At 42.3% G+C, this 17,054-nt stretch carries 14 protein-coding genes; all 14 read right to left on the bottom strand.

Annotation, left to right across the window (positions count from 1 at the left end):
• Positions 1-18 precede the first annotated feature (18 nt).
• Positions 19-570 (bottom strand): hypothetical protein, encoded by a 552-nt coding sequence (locus ABZ559_RS04315; RefSeq protein ID WP_367007337.1) that lies wholly within the window; start codon positions 568-570, stop codon positions 19-21.
• Entirely contained in the window at positions 554-745 is a 192-nt protein-coding gene (locus ABZ559_RS04310) for a thrombospondin type 3 repeat-containing protein (RefSeq protein WP_367007336.1), read from the bottom strand. The genes ABZ559_RS04315 and ABZ559_RS04310 overlap by 17 nt, the downstream gene beginning before the upstream one ends.
• On the bottom strand, positions 746-5,656 hold the full coding sequence (locus ABZ559_RS04305) for an SspB-related isopeptide-forming adhesin (protein ID WP_367007335.1): 4,911 nt from the start codon (positions 5,654-5,656) through the stop codon (positions 746-748). It abuts the gene before it with no gap.
• Between the two features lie 160 nt (positions 5,657-5,816).
• On the bottom strand, positions 5,817-6,452 hold the full coding sequence (locus tag ABZ559_RS04300; protein WP_237375150.1) for a hypothetical protein: 636 nt from the start codon (positions 6,450-6,452) through the stop codon (positions 5,817-5,819).
• 343 nt (positions 6,453-6,795) lie between these two features.
• The gene (locus tag ABZ559_RS04295) at positions 6,796-9,600 is read right to left on the bottom strand and encodes a phage tail tip lysozyme (protein ID WP_367007334.1); all 2,805 of its coding nucleotides are present in this window, start codon (positions 9,598-9,600) and stop codon (positions 6,796-6,798) included.
• Positions 9,597-11,948: a VirB4-like conjugal transfer ATPase, CD1110 family gene (locus tag ABZ559_RS04290; protein ID WP_367007333.1), complete on the bottom strand. Its 2,352-nt coding sequence runs from the start codon at positions 11,946-11,948 to the stop codon at positions 9,597-9,599. Before ABZ559_RS04290 ends, ABZ559_RS04295 begins: the two co-directional genes overlap by 4 nt.
• Positions 11,905-12,258, bottom strand: coding sequence for a PrgI family protein (locus ABZ559_RS04285; protein WP_001097593.1), 354 nt, complete (start codon positions 12,256-12,258; stop codon positions 11,905-11,907). The genes ABZ559_RS04290 and ABZ559_RS04285 overlap by 44 nt, the downstream gene beginning before the upstream one ends.
• Positions 12,259-12,319: 61 nt before the next feature.
• Positions 12,320-13,174, bottom strand: coding sequence for a type IV secretion system protein (locus ABZ559_RS04280; RefSeq protein WP_367007332.1), 855 nt, complete (start codon positions 13,172-13,174; stop codon positions 12,320-12,322).
• A gap of 16 nt (positions 13,175-13,190) precedes the next feature.
• A complete protein-coding gene (locus ABZ559_RS04275) occupies positions 13,191-13,433 on the bottom strand; it encodes a hypothetical protein (RefSeq protein WP_001072180.1) in 243 nt (80 codons plus the stop codon).
• Positions 13,434-13,450: 17 nt separating this feature from the next.
• Complete coding sequence (locus ABZ559_RS04270) at positions 13,451-15,271, bottom strand: VirD4-like conjugal transfer protein, CD1115 family (RefSeq protein ID WP_367007331.1); 1,821 nt, start codon at positions 15,269-15,271, stop codon at positions 13,451-13,453.
• Positions 15,271-15,759 carry a hypothetical protein gene (locus ABZ559_RS04265; protein ID WP_170242187.1) on the bottom strand — a complete coding sequence of 163 codons (489 nt, stop codon included), beginning with the start codon at positions 15,757-15,759 and terminating at the stop codon, positions 15,271-15,273. The genes ABZ559_RS04270 and ABZ559_RS04265 overlap by 1 nt, the downstream gene beginning before the upstream one ends.
• 76 nt (positions 15,760-15,835) lie before the next feature.
• Positions 15,836-16,417: a type II CAAX endopeptidase family protein gene (locus ABZ559_RS04260; RefSeq protein ID WP_367007330.1), complete on the bottom strand. Its 582-nt coding sequence runs from the start codon at positions 16,415-16,417 to the stop codon at positions 15,836-15,838.
• A 2-nt stretch (positions 16,418-16,419) separates the two neighbouring features.
• Entirely contained in the window at positions 16,420-16,653 is a 234-nt protein-coding gene (locus tag ABZ559_RS04255; protein ID WP_093528730.1) for a transcriptional regulator, read from the bottom strand.
• Positions 16,654-16,662: 9 nt separating this feature from the next.
• Positions 16,663-17,046 carry a hypothetical protein gene (locus ABZ559_RS04250; RefSeq protein WP_252526362.1) on the bottom strand — a complete coding sequence of 128 codons (384 nt, stop codon included), beginning with the start codon at positions 17,044-17,046 and terminating at the stop codon, positions 16,663-16,665.
• Positions 17,047-17,054: the final 8 nt, after the last annotated feature.

Raw genomic sequence — 17,054 nt, 5'->3', positions numbered from 1 at the left:
TATTCTCAGCCCACTGCTTTAGTCTAGGACCAAGTCTCTTTGGTCTTTTTCTTGTGGCAACTTATCCATCAAAGTTGACACATACTGTTGTAAGAAATGGCTTTTCTGGTCTAACAAATCTTTCTGCAAGGCGAGATAGGTCACATCTCCAAAATAATCTTGACTCGTTAAAGACAACTCCTTTTGGATAATATCCTGCAAGGTCTCTAAGGTGAGAGATGAGTAATCCTCCTCATTCAAAACCTCATACTGAGCAAGGGAAGCAGAAATATTGTTAGACGCAATCACTTCCATAATGAAACTAGCTCCCTCACCTGTTCGATAGAGTTTATCCAAGAGGTCCGTCACTTCTTCTTGTAGCTGTTCCTGATAACCGTCTGCTCTTAGACGTAAGTCATCACTAACTAAAGACAAGTCATCAATGCCCCTAAAGTCTTGATAGAGCGTATCAAGAAGTGACTTGTTTTTGATACTCAATTCCATGGCTAACAAGGCTTTGACCATGTCTTCATAGTTTTCTCGTGCCATCTCAGAGAGAGTTTTTGAAATCGTGTCATAATTCCAAGCCATAACTGTTCTCCTTACGCTGTTGAATTGGATTCAAGCCTTGTTGGACTTCTTCAAGGTCTGTCAGTCCATCACTATCCGAATCGCTACTAAAAGGATTGGTGCCTAGAGCTAACTCCTGAGCATCCGTTAGACCATCTTGGTCTGAATCCATTGTGTAAATGTTTTTGGGTTCCATTTAGTTGTCCTCCATTTTGCGTTTAGAAAGGCCGTAAGCTAGGCCTAAAAGAAGTCCTCCACCGACAAGTGCCAAGAGGGATTGACTCTCCCCTGTATTTGGAAGAACGCTAGCAGGAACTGGTGCTTCTTGCGTTGGAATAGGTGGTTGGGGTGGGGTTGGTTGAGTCGGAGTTGGAGTTGGTGGCTCTGGTTCAGGAGTAGTTGTCTTAACCGTATTTGAGCTGATGGTGTAGCCATTCACGGTATGTAGTACCGTATTTTCTACTTCACCTGAAGCACTCCGTTTCATCTGCAAGTAAACATCAGCCTGAAACTCGGATTCTTCTGCTAGTTTTTCAAGGAATTCCTTATCAAAACTAATAGCTACGGTTCCTTTTGACGTGTCGACCTGTTGTAGCGTGTACTTAGTCACTTCTGTCCCTTTTGGTAAAACCGTTCCATCTTTTAGAGTCACATCTACTAAGGTATAAGCCTTGTAAACACCATTATAGTCGTCATGGCTTTCATCGTAATCATCGTCAAAGTGGTACTCGATGAGTGGTGTCGCACGATTACCAGGAATATGTGCTCCCACCAAGCGGTAGTTAAAGACCTGATTCAAGGCAACTTCTTTTCCATCAAGACTGTTCTCCTTTTGTGACAAATCAATCACCACATCTTTTTGTGGGTCCAGTTTTGGCACATTATTAACCACAGTCTCTGTCACATAAGCCAAACCAAAGTCAATCTGATAAGCGGTGTTTTCATACTTCCCACCAGTCTTTGTCAGCTCATTCTTAATGGTCATTGGAAGGGTCACCACTAAGGTTTGACCAGTTTTAACATAAGACTCGTAGAACGCTTTTGGATCTTCAGCACTTAAAACTTGAATGGCTCCTTTGGGGGTGAACTGGCGTTTGGCCATAGAGTCTTGAACCACTTTAGGCGCTTCTGACAATGAGGCATAGGCTTTCACCGAAATCCCTTCGACAAGATTTCCTGCCTTATCCATCACTTGGACACCATCTGCATTTACGCTAAGCGCTTCTTCAGGGTAATCATCCACCATGTAAAAACCTTTTGTAAGAACATCCTCCGTCACTACCAAATCCTTGTACTGACTGTAATCAAGAACAATCTTATAATAATTGACGGTATTTGGAAGAACGGTCTTGCCATCAATAGACACGCCTTCTTTATTAGTATTAGTTTTATGTGGTGTTACTTTTGGCACGTGATTCGTTACCATATTGGTTTCATAGGCTTGTCCAAAGTCTACTTGATAAGCTACATTGGCATAAGACTTTCCTGAATTAAGCATAGACTCACGGACAGTCATAGGAGTAACGATGGTGATGTTTTGACCTTGCGTTACATAAGAATCATAGAAGGCTTGCGGATCTTCTGCCATAAAGACTTGGAAGGCTCCTTTAGGTGCAATCTTGCGTTTTGAAAGAGCTACTTGTAGGTTTTTAGGAGCTTCTGATAAGCTCGTATAAGTTTTTACCGTAACACCTGTGACAGCTTTGCCGTCAGTTGTCACAAGTTGAATACTTGCTTCATCTGGTAATAGAGCTTCTTCGGGATAATCATCCACAAAGTAGAAACCCCGTGCGATTTGAGCCTTATCGGCTTTAATGCCACGGTATTGGTCCAAGTCCCATGACAAGGTATAGTAGTTTTGTGAACCGACTACCATAGGTTTGCCATTGATATCCACCTTATCCTTATTTAGGTTTTGTTTTTTAGGTGCTGGGCTTACAAGGGTATTCGTCACCTCATCGGTTTCATAGCCATTGCCAAAATCCACTTGGTAGGCTTTGTTTCGATAAGTCTTCGTCTGACCATAAAGACTATCTTTGACCGTCATTTTGGTGACAAGTTTCAAAGAGGTTCCTGTTTTAACATACTGGTCATAAAAAGCCTGATTGTCATTAGGCATAAAGACTTGGAAAGCCCCTTTTGGAGAAATCTTAGCATGAGCGAGTTTATCTTGAAGGTCTTTAGGAGTTTCTGACAGCGACGCAAAAGCCTTAACAATAATCCCTGATACGGCTTTGCCATCAGGAGTGGTGATACCTGTTCCCTTGTCTACTAAGTCCAACACTTCTTCTGGGTAATCATCTACGAAGAAGAAACCACGAGCAATCGTCTCTTTAGAAGACCTATCGCCTTTATATTGATCTAAATCCCAGGTCAAACGGTAATGATTAGTTGTTCCTAAGGCCACTACCGTATCGTTAATGACCACACCATCTTCATTTTCATTTTTCTTCTGCGGCTCAATACGGCTAGTGGTCGTTCCATCACCAGGCGTACGCACTGTCACAACATTAGAAGTCACTGTATAGGCATTTGGGGTTCCCTTATTGATAAGGAGCTGATAACTGTTGGAATAGGTTGCCCCATCATTTTGAAGGCTACCGTAAAGTTTCGGAGCCACCAGTTGGTAAGACTTGGTGAGGTCTTTGTTGACCTCTTGAAGCAAGACTTCCTTGGCGGTCAAGGTAACAAAGTTCTTAACAGCATCAAAGGTAAGGGTATAATTTCTATTTTCTGCCTGCGTTTTTTCCTTGTCAAAGGCATAGCCTGCTGGAAGGTAATCTTCAAATGTAAGGCTAGTGGTTTTGGCTCGATTTGGAGAAAAAACGTCTACGGTTAAAGGGTAAATGACCGTTGAATCTTTTGCGACCGTTTTGTCATGAAGGTTCACTTGGTCGGTATTGATAACTTCCTTAACAATTTCAGGAGTCGTTGTCAGACGATAGTCGTGATAATGAACCGTTGGCACTTGTGGTGCTTTTGGTAACGGTTCTGGCGTAGGGTCTTTAGGCAAGGTCACCTTGGTAAGTGTTAGGCTAGGCTGAGTAACTTTCTCTAATGGTTTTTCCTTAAAGCTCACAGGTGGCTCTGGCGTAAAGGTCTTTGGGGTAAAGGTTTTCGGCACAACCTTCACGGGTTCTGGAATTGGCTCTAACTTTGGTGTCACATGAGGTTTTGGACTATAAGGTTTGACCGTCCGTGCAACTGGAAGGGTATTTAAGGCAAACCAATAAGAGAGCCCAACATTTTGGGGCATATCCCCTTGACCAAAGGTCACTGTATAGGTGTTGCCTGATGTAACCGTTGAGACAATCGCTCCCTTATAGGCATACTTACTATATGACGTATCCCATTCTTCAGGAAGCTTCAAATCACTGGCACGGTTTGACACAAGTGAACGAGCCAAACCTTCGTTAGTCACTTGAATGGTTGAGCCATTGATAGGGACAAACTTACCTGATGTGTCTTTTACATACTCTAAACCGATGTCATTGTGGTTGAGTGAGGAGTGGGTAAAGACACCTGGTTTTTCCTTGGTGAAGTTCACTTGTGAGCCATCTTCTAAGAAATACTTGGCTTTGACACGAAACTCCATTTTATCGGTTCGCCAATTACCTGTCCCATCATTACGGTAGGCAATAAAGCCTTCTGTTGGGTCATTTGGTACAACCAACTGCACGGCATTAGTTCCAGCTGGAGAAACAAGGTTTGTAATGTCATAGGCTACTTTTGTGATTTTCTTACCATCAAAGCGAGCATTTTGAAGGTTTTGATAAGTAAAGGAAAGGGTCTCCCCAGTTTTAAAGGTGTCATAGACGAAGAAACCAGTAGAATCTAGGATTTTAGAATACCCACCAAGCATGGCGTCACCCTTAGCAATGATGCGATTTGGGTTTCTTGTATCCGCGGAATGACGGGCTTGAGGTTCTCCATTGTTCAAGTTTAAAGCCTGAGCAAGAGCTTGAGAGATATAGCCTTCCTCACCTTTTGCAATCTCAGCTAAATCACGTTTATAACGCTCCATTTCCTTGGTGTTATAGGCGTCAATGGTAGCATTTTCTTTCTTGGCTGCTTCTTCTTTTTCCTTATTGCTTTTCGTGATAGCAGCAATCTCAGCTTCACGGTCTGTGACTAATTTCTGTTGGTCTTTATTATAGGCATCAACAGCAGCTTGACCGGCTTTATTTTTATCATCCACTGCTTTTTGTCCGGCTTGATTGCGTTTATCAATTGCTTCATTATCAGCTTTTGCTTTAGCAAGACCCGCTTCATTTTCCTTTTGAGTCACTAAGTTCTTTGCGACAATGGCATCTGCATCTTTTTTCTTTGATTCGTATTCAGATAGATTGTCCTTATTTTGCTTATCAATAGCAGCTACCGCAGAGGTATAATCCTGATAGCCTGAAACCGTTGAACCATCTCCTGATGTTACGGTTTGAGTTGTAACGGTCACATTAGCCGACTGATCTTGGCCTTTGATTTTTGAAACTGTGCTATCCACTGAATGATTCAAGGCTTTTCCTGCTTGAGTGGCGTCTTTATGACTAGAAGCCAACGCAGTATTCCCTTGTTCAACACGAGTTTTATCTTGTTCATAGGCGGCTTTATCTGCTTTATAGGTATTAGTCACCTGAGTGATGGCTTCAGCCTGCTTAGCAGCATCCGCTTCCGCTTTATCTAATTGCTTACTGGTCTCACTCGCAGAGGTTGTGTTCCCTAAATCCATAGGTTTATCCTGAATGGTAGTAACCCCTTCAGTAGTTGCTTGATTGACAGCCTGTGTCACAACATCATGAGGAACCGTAACTGTGATAGCCCCATCTGATTGACCAGTTGACGCAAGACTATCAGTTTGTTCAGCAACTGGAGTGGGCTGAGCTTCTGGTAAATTTGTCGCAGGATTTTCTGTCAACTGAACGGTTTTACCTTGCGAGGATGTTACCACTTCGTCAGCTTGTGCTACTTGGCCACCCCAAGCAACAACAGCTGTCACCATAGTTCCAAGTGCTACCGAACAAAGCGTACGGTACTTCTTACTTTTACGGAAGACGTGTTTTTCTGCTTTTTCCTGATTGACTAAAAAGTGATGATGACATTGTTTGGTCATAAAAAAGTCCTTCTTTTCTTTTGATAAGTAGCAACAATCTGTCACTCTCTCCCCATCATAAAAAAGACGACTTGATTTTGGTATCACATCAAAGAAGGACAAAGAAAAAAGCCACCCACAAAAAGTGGATGACCTGATTATCAGCATATCAATTTTTACATTAAGACGGCCAATTAACCTTTCTAGCTTTAGCAGTCTTAAAGCGTTTCTTATCAACAAGTTTCAACTCTATTTCTCTACAATTTGTAATTAAGGTGTCATTGATTTTAAGACTTCTTGGAAAGTATTGGTTCCCTTGTTCACGCGATAATTCAACTGTATAACTAATACCATTACTTAATTTGAAGACCACAAAATAAATATTATCTCTTCTAAATCGTTTGCCAACTTTTCTATTCAAAATACCATCCGTTGTGTAGAATTTACATTCCATCACATGTAACATTTGATAAAGTAATAATGTTCCAACGATTTTGAATTTATTTTCGTTAAACCAACCATTATCAGCCTTATTTAGACGCTCCAATGTCCAATCATCCTTTAATCCTTCAAAAATACTCCCTGCGTTATTAGTTGGTAAATTAACATGATGATCTCTTGATAATCCTAATAAATGGGGAATAGAGGAATTTGGGACAGAAAGAACAATTTCGGGATAGTCCTCCATATTTGTCTGATAAACGTATTTGTACTGAGAAACATATTTCTCAATAGTATTGGCTAGACAGGACATATCGACATTGAGAATATCAATTTCTCCATCAAAGGTCTCGAGCCATTCCAAAGTATATGTCATTCTATTTTTCTCCTAAAAAAGAGAAGGAAGCAGGTGCTTCCTTCTCTTCCACGTATTGAGTTTCACCTCACGCTAGATATGCCCTATCTATTCCTCAAGGGTAGGCGGTCCTGCTATTCTTTTTCTCAACAAACAGTTTGAACTGAGTGCGGAGCCCACAGGCGGGTGCAGACCATATCCACTAGCCCACAAGTAATTTATAACCTTTATTTACTATTATTATACGGGATAATTCCTTATTTGTCAACTCCTATGTTCACGCTTAAAGTTTAGATGAGATGATTACTTTGTCCCAAATATCATACAACATTTGGGACAAGAAGACAAGCATTCTAATATTTTTTTATTTCGTCGTATAGGCAAAACTAATCGTACCATCGACTCCTGATAACTTACGGAAGGTATAGTTAGGATTGCCATTAACATTGGTTTCTGAGATAAGGAAAGATCCATCTGGGTAAACTTTCTCGACAAAGGCGACATGACCGTATTCTGTTGGCGATCCATGACCTCCTCCCGCAAAGGAAATAATCGCTCCTGCTTTTGGTAGCTTACCTGTTTCTCCACCAAGACGTGCTGCTGTTGCCACCCAATCTTGACCATTCCCCATGGTACTAATGATTGGGATTTTCTCACCATTTCGTCCTTTGAGTTTCAAGCCCAATTGGTTAATCCGAGCGGCAACTCCCCAAGTACATTGCCCATAGGCATAGCCCATACCGTCACCTCCACCTGGAACGGAGTTGTCATAAAGGTCTCCTCGAACCGCTTCCAGCGCTTTTGGATCACTCTGGGCGGTTCCACCATTTGGTTGGCTAAAGCCTTTCTCAATTTGGTAATACCACTCGGTGGCTCTGGTTTGACGTTCTAGGAGCTTATCACCACTATTTCCCTCCCAATAAATGAGAAAGACTTGGGCAAGACTGGCTGGGCTACCTGAATTTCTGAAAAAGTCTTTTAACCAGTTGGTATAGTAAGGATTGTCCCCATTGAGCATAAAATCCAGTTGTAAGCCTAAGTCATACCACTTCTGATTTTTTCGGTTGGCATACTCTAATAATAAGGTATGTCTGCGTGACCCATCTGCTGTATCTGTCCATTGCCCCAAGCCTAAGCCACGTCTTAGAATATTCGGGTACCTGCCATTATAGATAGCTGGACCATTAAGGGACAACCAGCCCTCATCGTCCCAAGAACTATCCGTTGCCCCAACAGGAGGCGATAAGTAATCACCTTCAGCTCGTTTGGGATTGATTGAGGATTCTACTGACCAGTTTCCTAAAATAGCCGCAATCGCTTGATTAGTCGCCCCTTGACTCTTCAAATACTCATAGATAGCTTTGGCTCTCGCAAACTCATTGCCTCCAAATTGACCAATGGTAGGTAGAATGGTCGTTTGGAGTTGAATGACTTTAGGAAAGTAAAAGGCTGGATTGACGTAAACCAGTTTCTCTGAATCATCGTCAACCTTTTGATAGGTCACTTTTAGACCAGCACCATCCTTGGTTTGACCAATCACTTCTCCTGCTTGGACTTTTTGGCCATCGCTCACTCGACCAGTATGGATATTAAACAAGGTCAATTGAGACTTGTTTAGTCCCTTACCTGACGTGATGATAATGTTCTCTCCATCTAGGGAAACCTTACCATCCATGGGAGCCACAATCACTTGATTTTCTTTGGCTTCTAGAATGATATGGTGATGAAGCGTTGGCTTGTCATCAATCACCTCATAACCATAACGAACTGTCATGGTAAGCGCATCGTCTTCAGTCTGATCTTGAAAAGGATTGTCCAATTCTTGGAGGGCAAGGTAGGTGCCTTCCTCACTTAATTCCTTTAAGTCTTCTCTATCGTCATCAAAGAGCTTATAGGCAGGCTCCTTGGTCAACTCAAACATGGATTTTAAAGAATCCCCACCGTTTAAGTCCTGCCAAAGTTGACTCAAATAGGCTTGATAAGTTTTATCCCCTTCTTCCATGACCTCATCTAAAGCATAATCTTGATACTTGAGATTCATAAAGCCCATGACGTCATCAATCTTGGTGTAGTAGGTAATGCCAGTGGGATTGGTTCGGGTGTTTTCCGCATCTTCCCACGTCATGTGCGTATAGGCTTTTGTCAGTTCACTCTCATCCTGTTGAATGAGAGTAGTTCCTGAAATTCCTATCACAAAACTCATCATCAAAAGCAAGAAAAACAAGAGGCCTGACACGACCCAAGTCATAGGATTAAGGGCAATCGATGAAAAGAAGGTCAGGCTATTCTTAATCGCTTGAATAACCTTTGTTATTCCTGACACACTCTGTTTTCTAGCTTGTTTGAGAAAGGTCTGGTAACGTCTTCTTGGTTTTAAGGGCTTCTGTCGGGTGAACCTTTTCCCCTTTTTAAAGTTCTGATACAGCTCCTTACTATGAGCGACTTTCGTCTTAGTAAACCGAAGACCAGTCTGCCCACTTTTGACAAGGAGTTTCCCTGACTGATAAGTCAATCTCCCATAGCGTCTTCCTTTAATCACAGACTCTTTTAGGGTTCTAATTCCCTCCAAGTCATCATCTTGAGCGACTACATCAAGTGATTCTGAAGCAACATAGCGTAACCCTCGTTTGACCTTGGTCGAGGGGTTCTTAAACTGATGTGCTTTTTTCAGTTGTTTCACGTCACGCTTCGCTGATTTCACCTCTTTTTCTGCCTGAAGGCGTTCAAGAGGTTTTTCTTTTTGAAACTGAAACCGTGACGTTTTTGATTCTGTTGGCTTTTTCTGATCGGTAACCTTAGAGGTAACAGCCTCCTCTTTTTCGGCCATCTTGACCTCTGCCAAGTGTTTTCTCGCTACTGCTAGGCGCTGTCTGGCTTGAGGAAGCCGATACTTCTTAATTTCCTTACTTTTTAACCATCTGGGAGACACATAGGCAATCGCTTCCTTAAAGGTATCTGTCGCTAGGTCTTTTTCCTCCTGATAGGTTTGCTTCAGAGTCTGACGTTGTTCCCTTGTTTCAGCTTTCTCAGCTCGGCGCATGATAAAGCGTCGTTTCGGAAAAGAGCGTTTCAGCCCCTTCTTCTCCCTGCGGTAATGGATACGACTAGCCTTTAAACTACTCTGAAAGGTTTTACGGGCCACCTTGACCTTCTGTTGCTCTCTTGTCATGATTCACCCCTCATCTTTTCTGGATCGGTACTCATGATGTCAAAGAGTTGAGTTTGAAGTGGGATTTTATTTCTAAAGGGAACAACCGTTGAGCCTGCCTTAATCAATCCAGCTCCCTTTTCTGGGTTAACCAAGTATTTCTCAAGCTCCTTAGATAGACCCAAGAGATGGACCAACTCTTCTCGGTCACTCTTAGCTTGTTTTAGAAGTATCATGAACTCGCTATTAGCGATAATGCGTCTGCCGTTGGCATCAAGCAATAAAGTTTCTACGTTTTGAGTAATGCCTGTTGGAATGGCTCCATACTTACGGACACGGCTCCAGAGCTTAAAGAAGAAGTCTGAAGCGTACTTATCCAACAACAGAAGCTGCATTTCATCAAAGTAAATCCAGGTCTTCTTGCCAAGTTTTTGGTTTTTAACCACACGATTCCAAATCTGGTCAAAGATGACCATGAGGGCAATTTGCTTCAATTCATCCCCTAACTTTTTAACATTGTAAATGAGGAAATGGCTATCCGTTTTAATATTAGTGCGGTGTGAGAAAATATCGAGTGAGCCTTCCACATAAAGCTCCATATCAAGGGCTAAGTCCTTGGCTTCTTGTTCAGGTTGTTTAGAGAGAACAAAGACCCATTCCACGAGAGATGGTGTCTCAAAATGCTTATAGGTCAACCGTGTCACACGGTCAATTAGGGACTTTTCTCGACCGTCCATTTTCCGGTCCAAGAGTTTCCCAATCCAAGACAATAGAAATTCAGATTTGACCTTAATAGGGTCTTCATCCATATTGTCATCGGATAAGTCTAAAACGTTTAAGAATGTTGTAGAGTCAGGCGCAATATCAATGCTCTCCCCACCAAAGGCTTGACCAATGATACTGTACTCATTTTCAGGGTCTACAATTATGATTTCGGTATTACTCTCGTCTTCTTTTAACTTGGTTGAGATGATTTCATGCTTAGTCGCCATCCCTTTACCAGCACCTGATGTCCCTAAAATCAAACCTGATGGGGTATTGAGTTTCCCACGGTCAATGGTGATGATATTACTTGAAATCTGGTTTATTCCATAGAATTTCCCTCCCTTATCTTGAAGGTCTACAGATGTCCATGGGGAGTTCACGGCAATGTTTGAGGTCAAAAGAGACCGTGACACACCATCAAGGTAGTTCTTCCCAAAAGGAAGCAGGCTATTAAAAGCTGCTTCTTGCATATAGGTCAGATTATCAATCACAAGGTCATTAGAACCTGCCACTTGTTTGATAATGTCAAGGGAGTGCTTCAATTGGTCTTCGTCCTCCGCAAAGACCCCAATCAAAAAGAGGGTATCAAAGAGCTTATCGCCTGTTTGCGTCATGGTTTTAATCAGATCATCAGCTTCATCGATGTTACTTTCTAGGACTTGACTAACCTTTTCCAAATAGACGCCACTTCTTGCCATCTTTTGTTGTTCCCCAATTTTTTGCGATTCCATCAAAGTCTTCTTGGTGCGAAGCTTGGTCATGGCTTCTGACTTGGCTGACCCTTTAGCATGTAGGCTCATCATCACTTCTAAATCCGACTGCATGAGTTCTCGTAAGAACTTATCTCCCAACTCCATCCCATAGTCACGAACATAGACAATCTGAAGCAGTCTATCATCCATTTCAATATGATTTTTGTGCTTAAAAGACAGACTGGTTGGGGCAATAAAGTGCTTAGTTGTTTGTCCTGAACGTACCAGGTCATGATAGGTAAAGGGCAAATGATTTTCCCCTCGCAACATATCAGCCAAGTGGTTCACACGGCTTTCTCCACTGAGGAGGGTAAACCCAGCATCTATTTCCGAAAAACCACTCTTGAAGTATTCTCCAATCTGAGACAGGGAGCGATAAGCGAGTTTCGGATTTTGGTCTGACTTCCCAAAAGAAATGAGCTTAACCGCTGAAAAGTTATTTTCTCCAGCTTCTAAGTTATTCTCCATGATACGATTGAGTTCTTCACGATAGGTATCGTAGCCATCCTCATGAAAAGGATATAAGACACTTTTTCTAAACTTATCCAAATTGACCCTTTGGTTAAAAATAGTAAGTTGGAAATTGGTCTTGTCATCCAAACTGTTAATCAAGTCCGAATAGGTTTCCATAATCGCTCCCTTATCTTCAAGTCCCACCGTCTGGTAATTGACATCTCCTAGAAGATAGGACTGGGAAAAATAATCTGGGGTGACCTGCATGAGTCCATTAGGAAAAAGGCCTTGGTAAAGAAGCGTATTAACAGTTGTTGGCAGTACTTCTTCTTTTGATTTACGTGTCTTCTTGTGTTTAGAAGAGGTCTTTGGTTTCATTGAGCGATTTGTTTTTTTCACGTTGTATTCCTTTCTGTCCAGTTAGTGTACGGTCTGGTATGGTCATTTCATAATGCCATCTATAATTAAGATACGTTTCAAAAGGTAAGTCATTAGGGCGATAGACCCCAAATAACATGAGGGGAATGGTAAAGGTAAAGATAAGACCATAGACAAACCAATCCCCAAATTGCCAATAAAAGAGGTTTAACCCTAAAATCAGGATGGTAATGGCAATGGCTGGCAAGACAAAGATAACTTGTCGTGTGGTAAAGCCTAGCCAAGCCCTATGTTGGACTTTTGTGATGTCCTTAAAAACACGTGTATTCATAAGACTCCAATCTAAGATGAAGATGAAAAAAGATTGGGAGGAACGTCCTTCCCAATCCTCCTTACATGCCTAGGATACTTCTGGCAGTCCGTTGACTACCCACCAAGGCAATGATTAACAAAATAGCCTGAACTAAGCTACCAAAGGCAGTTGCTAGCGTCTCCATCACTCCCGCACCATTTGAGAGAGCCAATTTCCCAGCTGATTCAAAGAGGGGAACAAGGGAGATGATTAAGAAAATCAAGACCCCTTGAAGGGCATAGACCATGATGTTTTTCAGGTAGCCAATCCCAACACTTCGCCAGTCATCACTGAGTAAGGTCGGAATCGTTAGAGGCGCAAATGGAATCATGAGATAAAGTTGGATAAAGCGAATAGTAATAAGGAGATTCACCACCATCACGCTAACCAATCGCACTAACCATATCAGAATGGCAAAGAAACCAACAATCAGTTTTCCAATAATTCCTGACCCTTTAAGTCCTGAAATGGTCTCATAAGTCGTTCCCCCATGAGAAACGACACCAGCTACGCCTTCAATGATATGAGAAGCAACGGCTAAAATGGCTTCCACAATCACGGTGGTGTTGGTAATGACCACAGCCACCATGATATAAGAGACAATCATAGGAGCAATAGCTTCAAAGGTCATGGCACCACCTGAGTTGGCGATTTTCTTAGCCATCTTAGAAAACTCAAGGACTAACACAACGGCTAAAATAGCTACTCCCAGGGGTTGCATCACTCCTTTTGTGACAGCTGACATATAAGACCACACGGTTGGGTTATAATCCGCAAGGGATTTAACCAAGTTGGCCGTCGATTCTAAGTCCACGTTAAAGCCTTCAAATAGGCTATCGCTTGAAATTTTCTCCGAGGCTAGAAAGACAAAAGCTGAAGGTAATGTGTTGTTCATGTCATACTTAGCCCTCCTAAATGGTAATTTGAGTGATAAAGGCACCAGCGGCACCTACCATAACACCACCCACAATTTCTAAGATGGCATTTCGGACACCAGGTCCACCATCTTTGATATTGGTTGACAGGTTAATAATGCCCATGACGACAAGAAAGGCTCCTGTCGCAACCATTCCTTTTTGTAAGAGCGCCATGGCTTGGGCAAACATGGAACTGGCGTCCACGCCATAAACAAAGCCTGTTAATTTTTGGTTCATACGATTCCTCTTTTCTATTAGTGTAGTGTGCTTTCTGTGCTTAAATCCCTAACCTTGTGGTCTGATGGTTCAAACGGAACTTCCTCTGTTTTGAGGGGGTCAATGTGGTAATGCCACCAACGTTCATCTGACTCCTTATCCGCTAAGTATTGCCAGTTCTTGTGTTTCAAGGGGAAATACTTTTTTTCCTTAAAGACTGGGATCCCTGCAATTCTCACCAAGCATTCATCACGTTTCATGTTTCCGACTTCATCAGGGGTCATGAGATCCCTTGCGATTTTTTGATGGGAAGTTGACCCAGACCCTGTTTGGCCATACGACCGACTGGTACTTCTCACATCAATGGTTTGTTTGCCTAAGAGACCACTCATGAACTTGAAGGTCTCTTCATCATTGCCACCAAGATAGAGCAAGCTGTCACAGTTTCCTAGAATGGTTTTCCAAGCCTCCTTCTCCTTATAGAGCCCTTGAAGTTGGGCAATGTTTTGAAGAATGGGTACGAGACTCATGTTCCGTGAGCGAACTGTTGAGGTTTGTTCCGCAAAGTCTGGAATTTCACCGACATTCGCAAACTCATCCAAGTAACTTCTGACGTGAATAGGCAATTGTCCCTTGAAGTCCACATCAGCTTGTCTGGTTAAGGTTGAAAAGACAGTGGAGAAAAAAAGGGCTGAGAGAAAGCGAAAGGTGGTGTCATTATCTGGAATAACGAGATATACCATGGTTTTCTGCGTTCCCCATGTTTTTAAGTCCAAGGTGTCACGTTTGGTTAAATCAATGACGGATTGGATATTAAAGAGGGCGAACTTAGCTGTTGTGACGGCAATTACCGAATCTAAGGTCTTATCCTTGTAGTTTTGGAAGTCTGCCCAGTTACGCATAGTGAAGTTTTCTGTCCCATATGTCTTGGCATAGGTCTCAAACATCACTTCTAAGACACTCTTATCTTGATTTTCTCCTTTGGATAAGAGCTTGATGAGTTTTCCAATTTCAGAAAAAGAGGGGTAGCGGCCTCGCTTACGGCGACTGTCTGCTTCTTCCTTTGTACTACCTGGAGGATTGTAAAAATCCACCAAGTAAGAGGAAATGGCTCTGACTAAGGTCATGGACGCTTCATCCCAAAAGGGATCACTGCGACTGCCATTGCCCTTGGTATTATTGAAATAGACCGTAAGCATACGGTTCAAATCATTCTCCGTCTCCACATAACGAAAAGGGTTAAAGCCATCTGAGTTGGTCATGTTTACGAGGTCTAAGATCTTGACCTGATAGCCATTTTCTAAAAAGAGCTTCCCTGTCTTTTCAGCTAAGTGATCCTTAGGGTCAACGACAATATTAGAACAGTTGAGCTGAATCAGATTGGGTTTGACAAACCGAAAGGTCTTCCCGCTACCAGACCCACCGATGACCACAAGGTTCTTGTTTCGGTCAAACTGTGGGGCTTTCTTTTCTAACAGGGTTAGCCTAACGTTTCGTGACAAAATGGTGTCATTAAAGGGATTCTTACTGAGAAAGGATTTACGCTCACGATTGTTTCCAAAGCGAGCAGAGCCATATTCAGCCCCTTCTCGGTAAACCTTTTGACCAGTTGAGACATAAAGATAGACTAGGCCCATCGTCACAAATCCAAAGCAAAAGCCCAAAACTGATTTACCTGTAAAGTTGCCATTCCACAAGGGATTTAAGACCTGATTCTGTCCTTCGCCTAAAAGATAGGCAAGGCGTTCCAAGGGCGGTTGATTAGGTAAACTATCGTAAAGCAAGACTAGCCGATGACAGAAATACCCAAAGGCAAGCCCTAAAATACCAAAGATAAAAACTTTTTTCCCTGAGACCATTAGAGAATGACCTCCTTTGTTTTCACAGCAGAGGGTTCTGACATCACAATCTGTTCCTTGGCTTGTGCGATTTCCTCATCAAGAGTTTTATCCATAGTGAGCCCTTTCAGCTTTTCTGGATTGGAAATCAACTTCTGAAGTAACTCATCTAGGTGCTTGTCTAAGAGCGACTTATCCTTAGCATAGAAATGCAGGTAGTCTCCTTGCCAACTAATGGCAATAGGGAGGTTTTCTGATTCCACCAATTCCTTAAATTTCTCGACATCAACGGGTTTATCCAAAATGTCTTTTGAGATATTCAGCGACTCAATGGCATAAGGACTTTGAAGGAGTTCTTCTAACTTTTGAACCCCAACTTTATAAGCCGAGTCTTGTGCTAGGGCGTGTCTGGCTGACCACTCTAAGAGTTTGAGAAGGACCTTCACCGTAAACATAGCACTCCGTTCCGCATATTGAATCGCTTGGCGTTCCTGTTGTTCGGATGACATCATTTCCTCCTTTATGTGATTCCCCATCAAAACAATAGGGTGCTTTCATGATACGAAAGCACCCTTGATTTTGGTATCACAATAAAGATAGGAAAAAGACGATTCCATTCCAAGATAGATGAACGAGAGTTGAGTTCAAGCAGTCCGTTTGCCATCGCACTATACCAAGTATGAGACCTAAACTCCCATAAAGCACCCAAGTGAATAAACTAGAGGGGTGGTGGGCTAAGGCAAAGAGAAAACTCGTTAACAAAACTTGAACCACTGGTTGAGACAAGACTCCCCACAACACCTCTCTATAAAAGACTTCTTCCACAACACTGGCATTAAGGAGAAAAAGAATAAAGGACAGAACAGGAATCTGGTTTTGAACAGTCACTAACGTTTCTTGGTTTGGTTCGCTTCCTGAAAATAGAGCACTCATAATAAGAGCAATACTTACCATGACACCAAGACTGCCAAGTACCCAAAGCCCTCTCTCCTTAAAGGATAGGTTTCTTTTAGGTATCTGGTCCCTTTTCCAGCTCCACAATAGCAGGGCTAGAAACGTCACTTGTAAAACAGGTAACCATGCCCCATTTAGCCAACCAACCAGGTACAAACTCACTAGGAGTACATTGACATGAATGGCTCCGTACATCACTACTAGTCGTTTCATCGCTATCTCCTAAACAAGTCTTCATAGTCAATCTCTAAAACGGTCACTATTTTCTCCACCCATTTGCCTTGTGGCATGAGACGATGGGATTTGTAGTGACGAAAGGTTTGGTAGAGGCGCTTAAACTCACTAGGGTAAACGTATTGCCCCTTAAACATCTGTCGAGCAAGGTCAGCCCATGACAGCCCTTTTTCCATAACGATAATTTCCAAATTTTCCCAAAAACGGTCGTTCATAACTCCTCCTTATGTCGCCAAGTCCTTAAAAAGATGTTCACGAAAGGAAACCACTTTTTGACTTCTCGGAAGAAAGGTTCTCGCTTCTTCTAAACTCATATCGGGATACACGTTATCCTCACAAACCACAATTGGGAGACGAAGATTCTGGTCAGGTTTCCGTAGAACCAACGTCACTAACTCACTCAATTTCATCTCTCTATGACCTTTTAATCGCTGTAGCGAGGGTGATAAGAGCGTGAAACAATCACTGCTTTTGGTAAACAAGCCCAATAAGTCTTCACGTGACAGGTTACTTACTTCTTTACTGGAGTAGGAAATACCATGTGAGTCACAAAAAGATAGGAGTTTCTGATTCCGACTGTTATTTCGACTTAAATAGATTTCTAACATCGCTTCCT

The organism is Streptococcus sp. ZY19097 (assembly GCF_040731245.1).
GTDB lineage: Bacteria > Bacillota > Bacilli > Lactobacillales > Streptococcaceae > Streptococcus > Streptococcus orisratti.
Note: the sequence above shows the minus strand (reverse complement) of the source record. Positions and strands in the feature narration are given on the sequence as shown.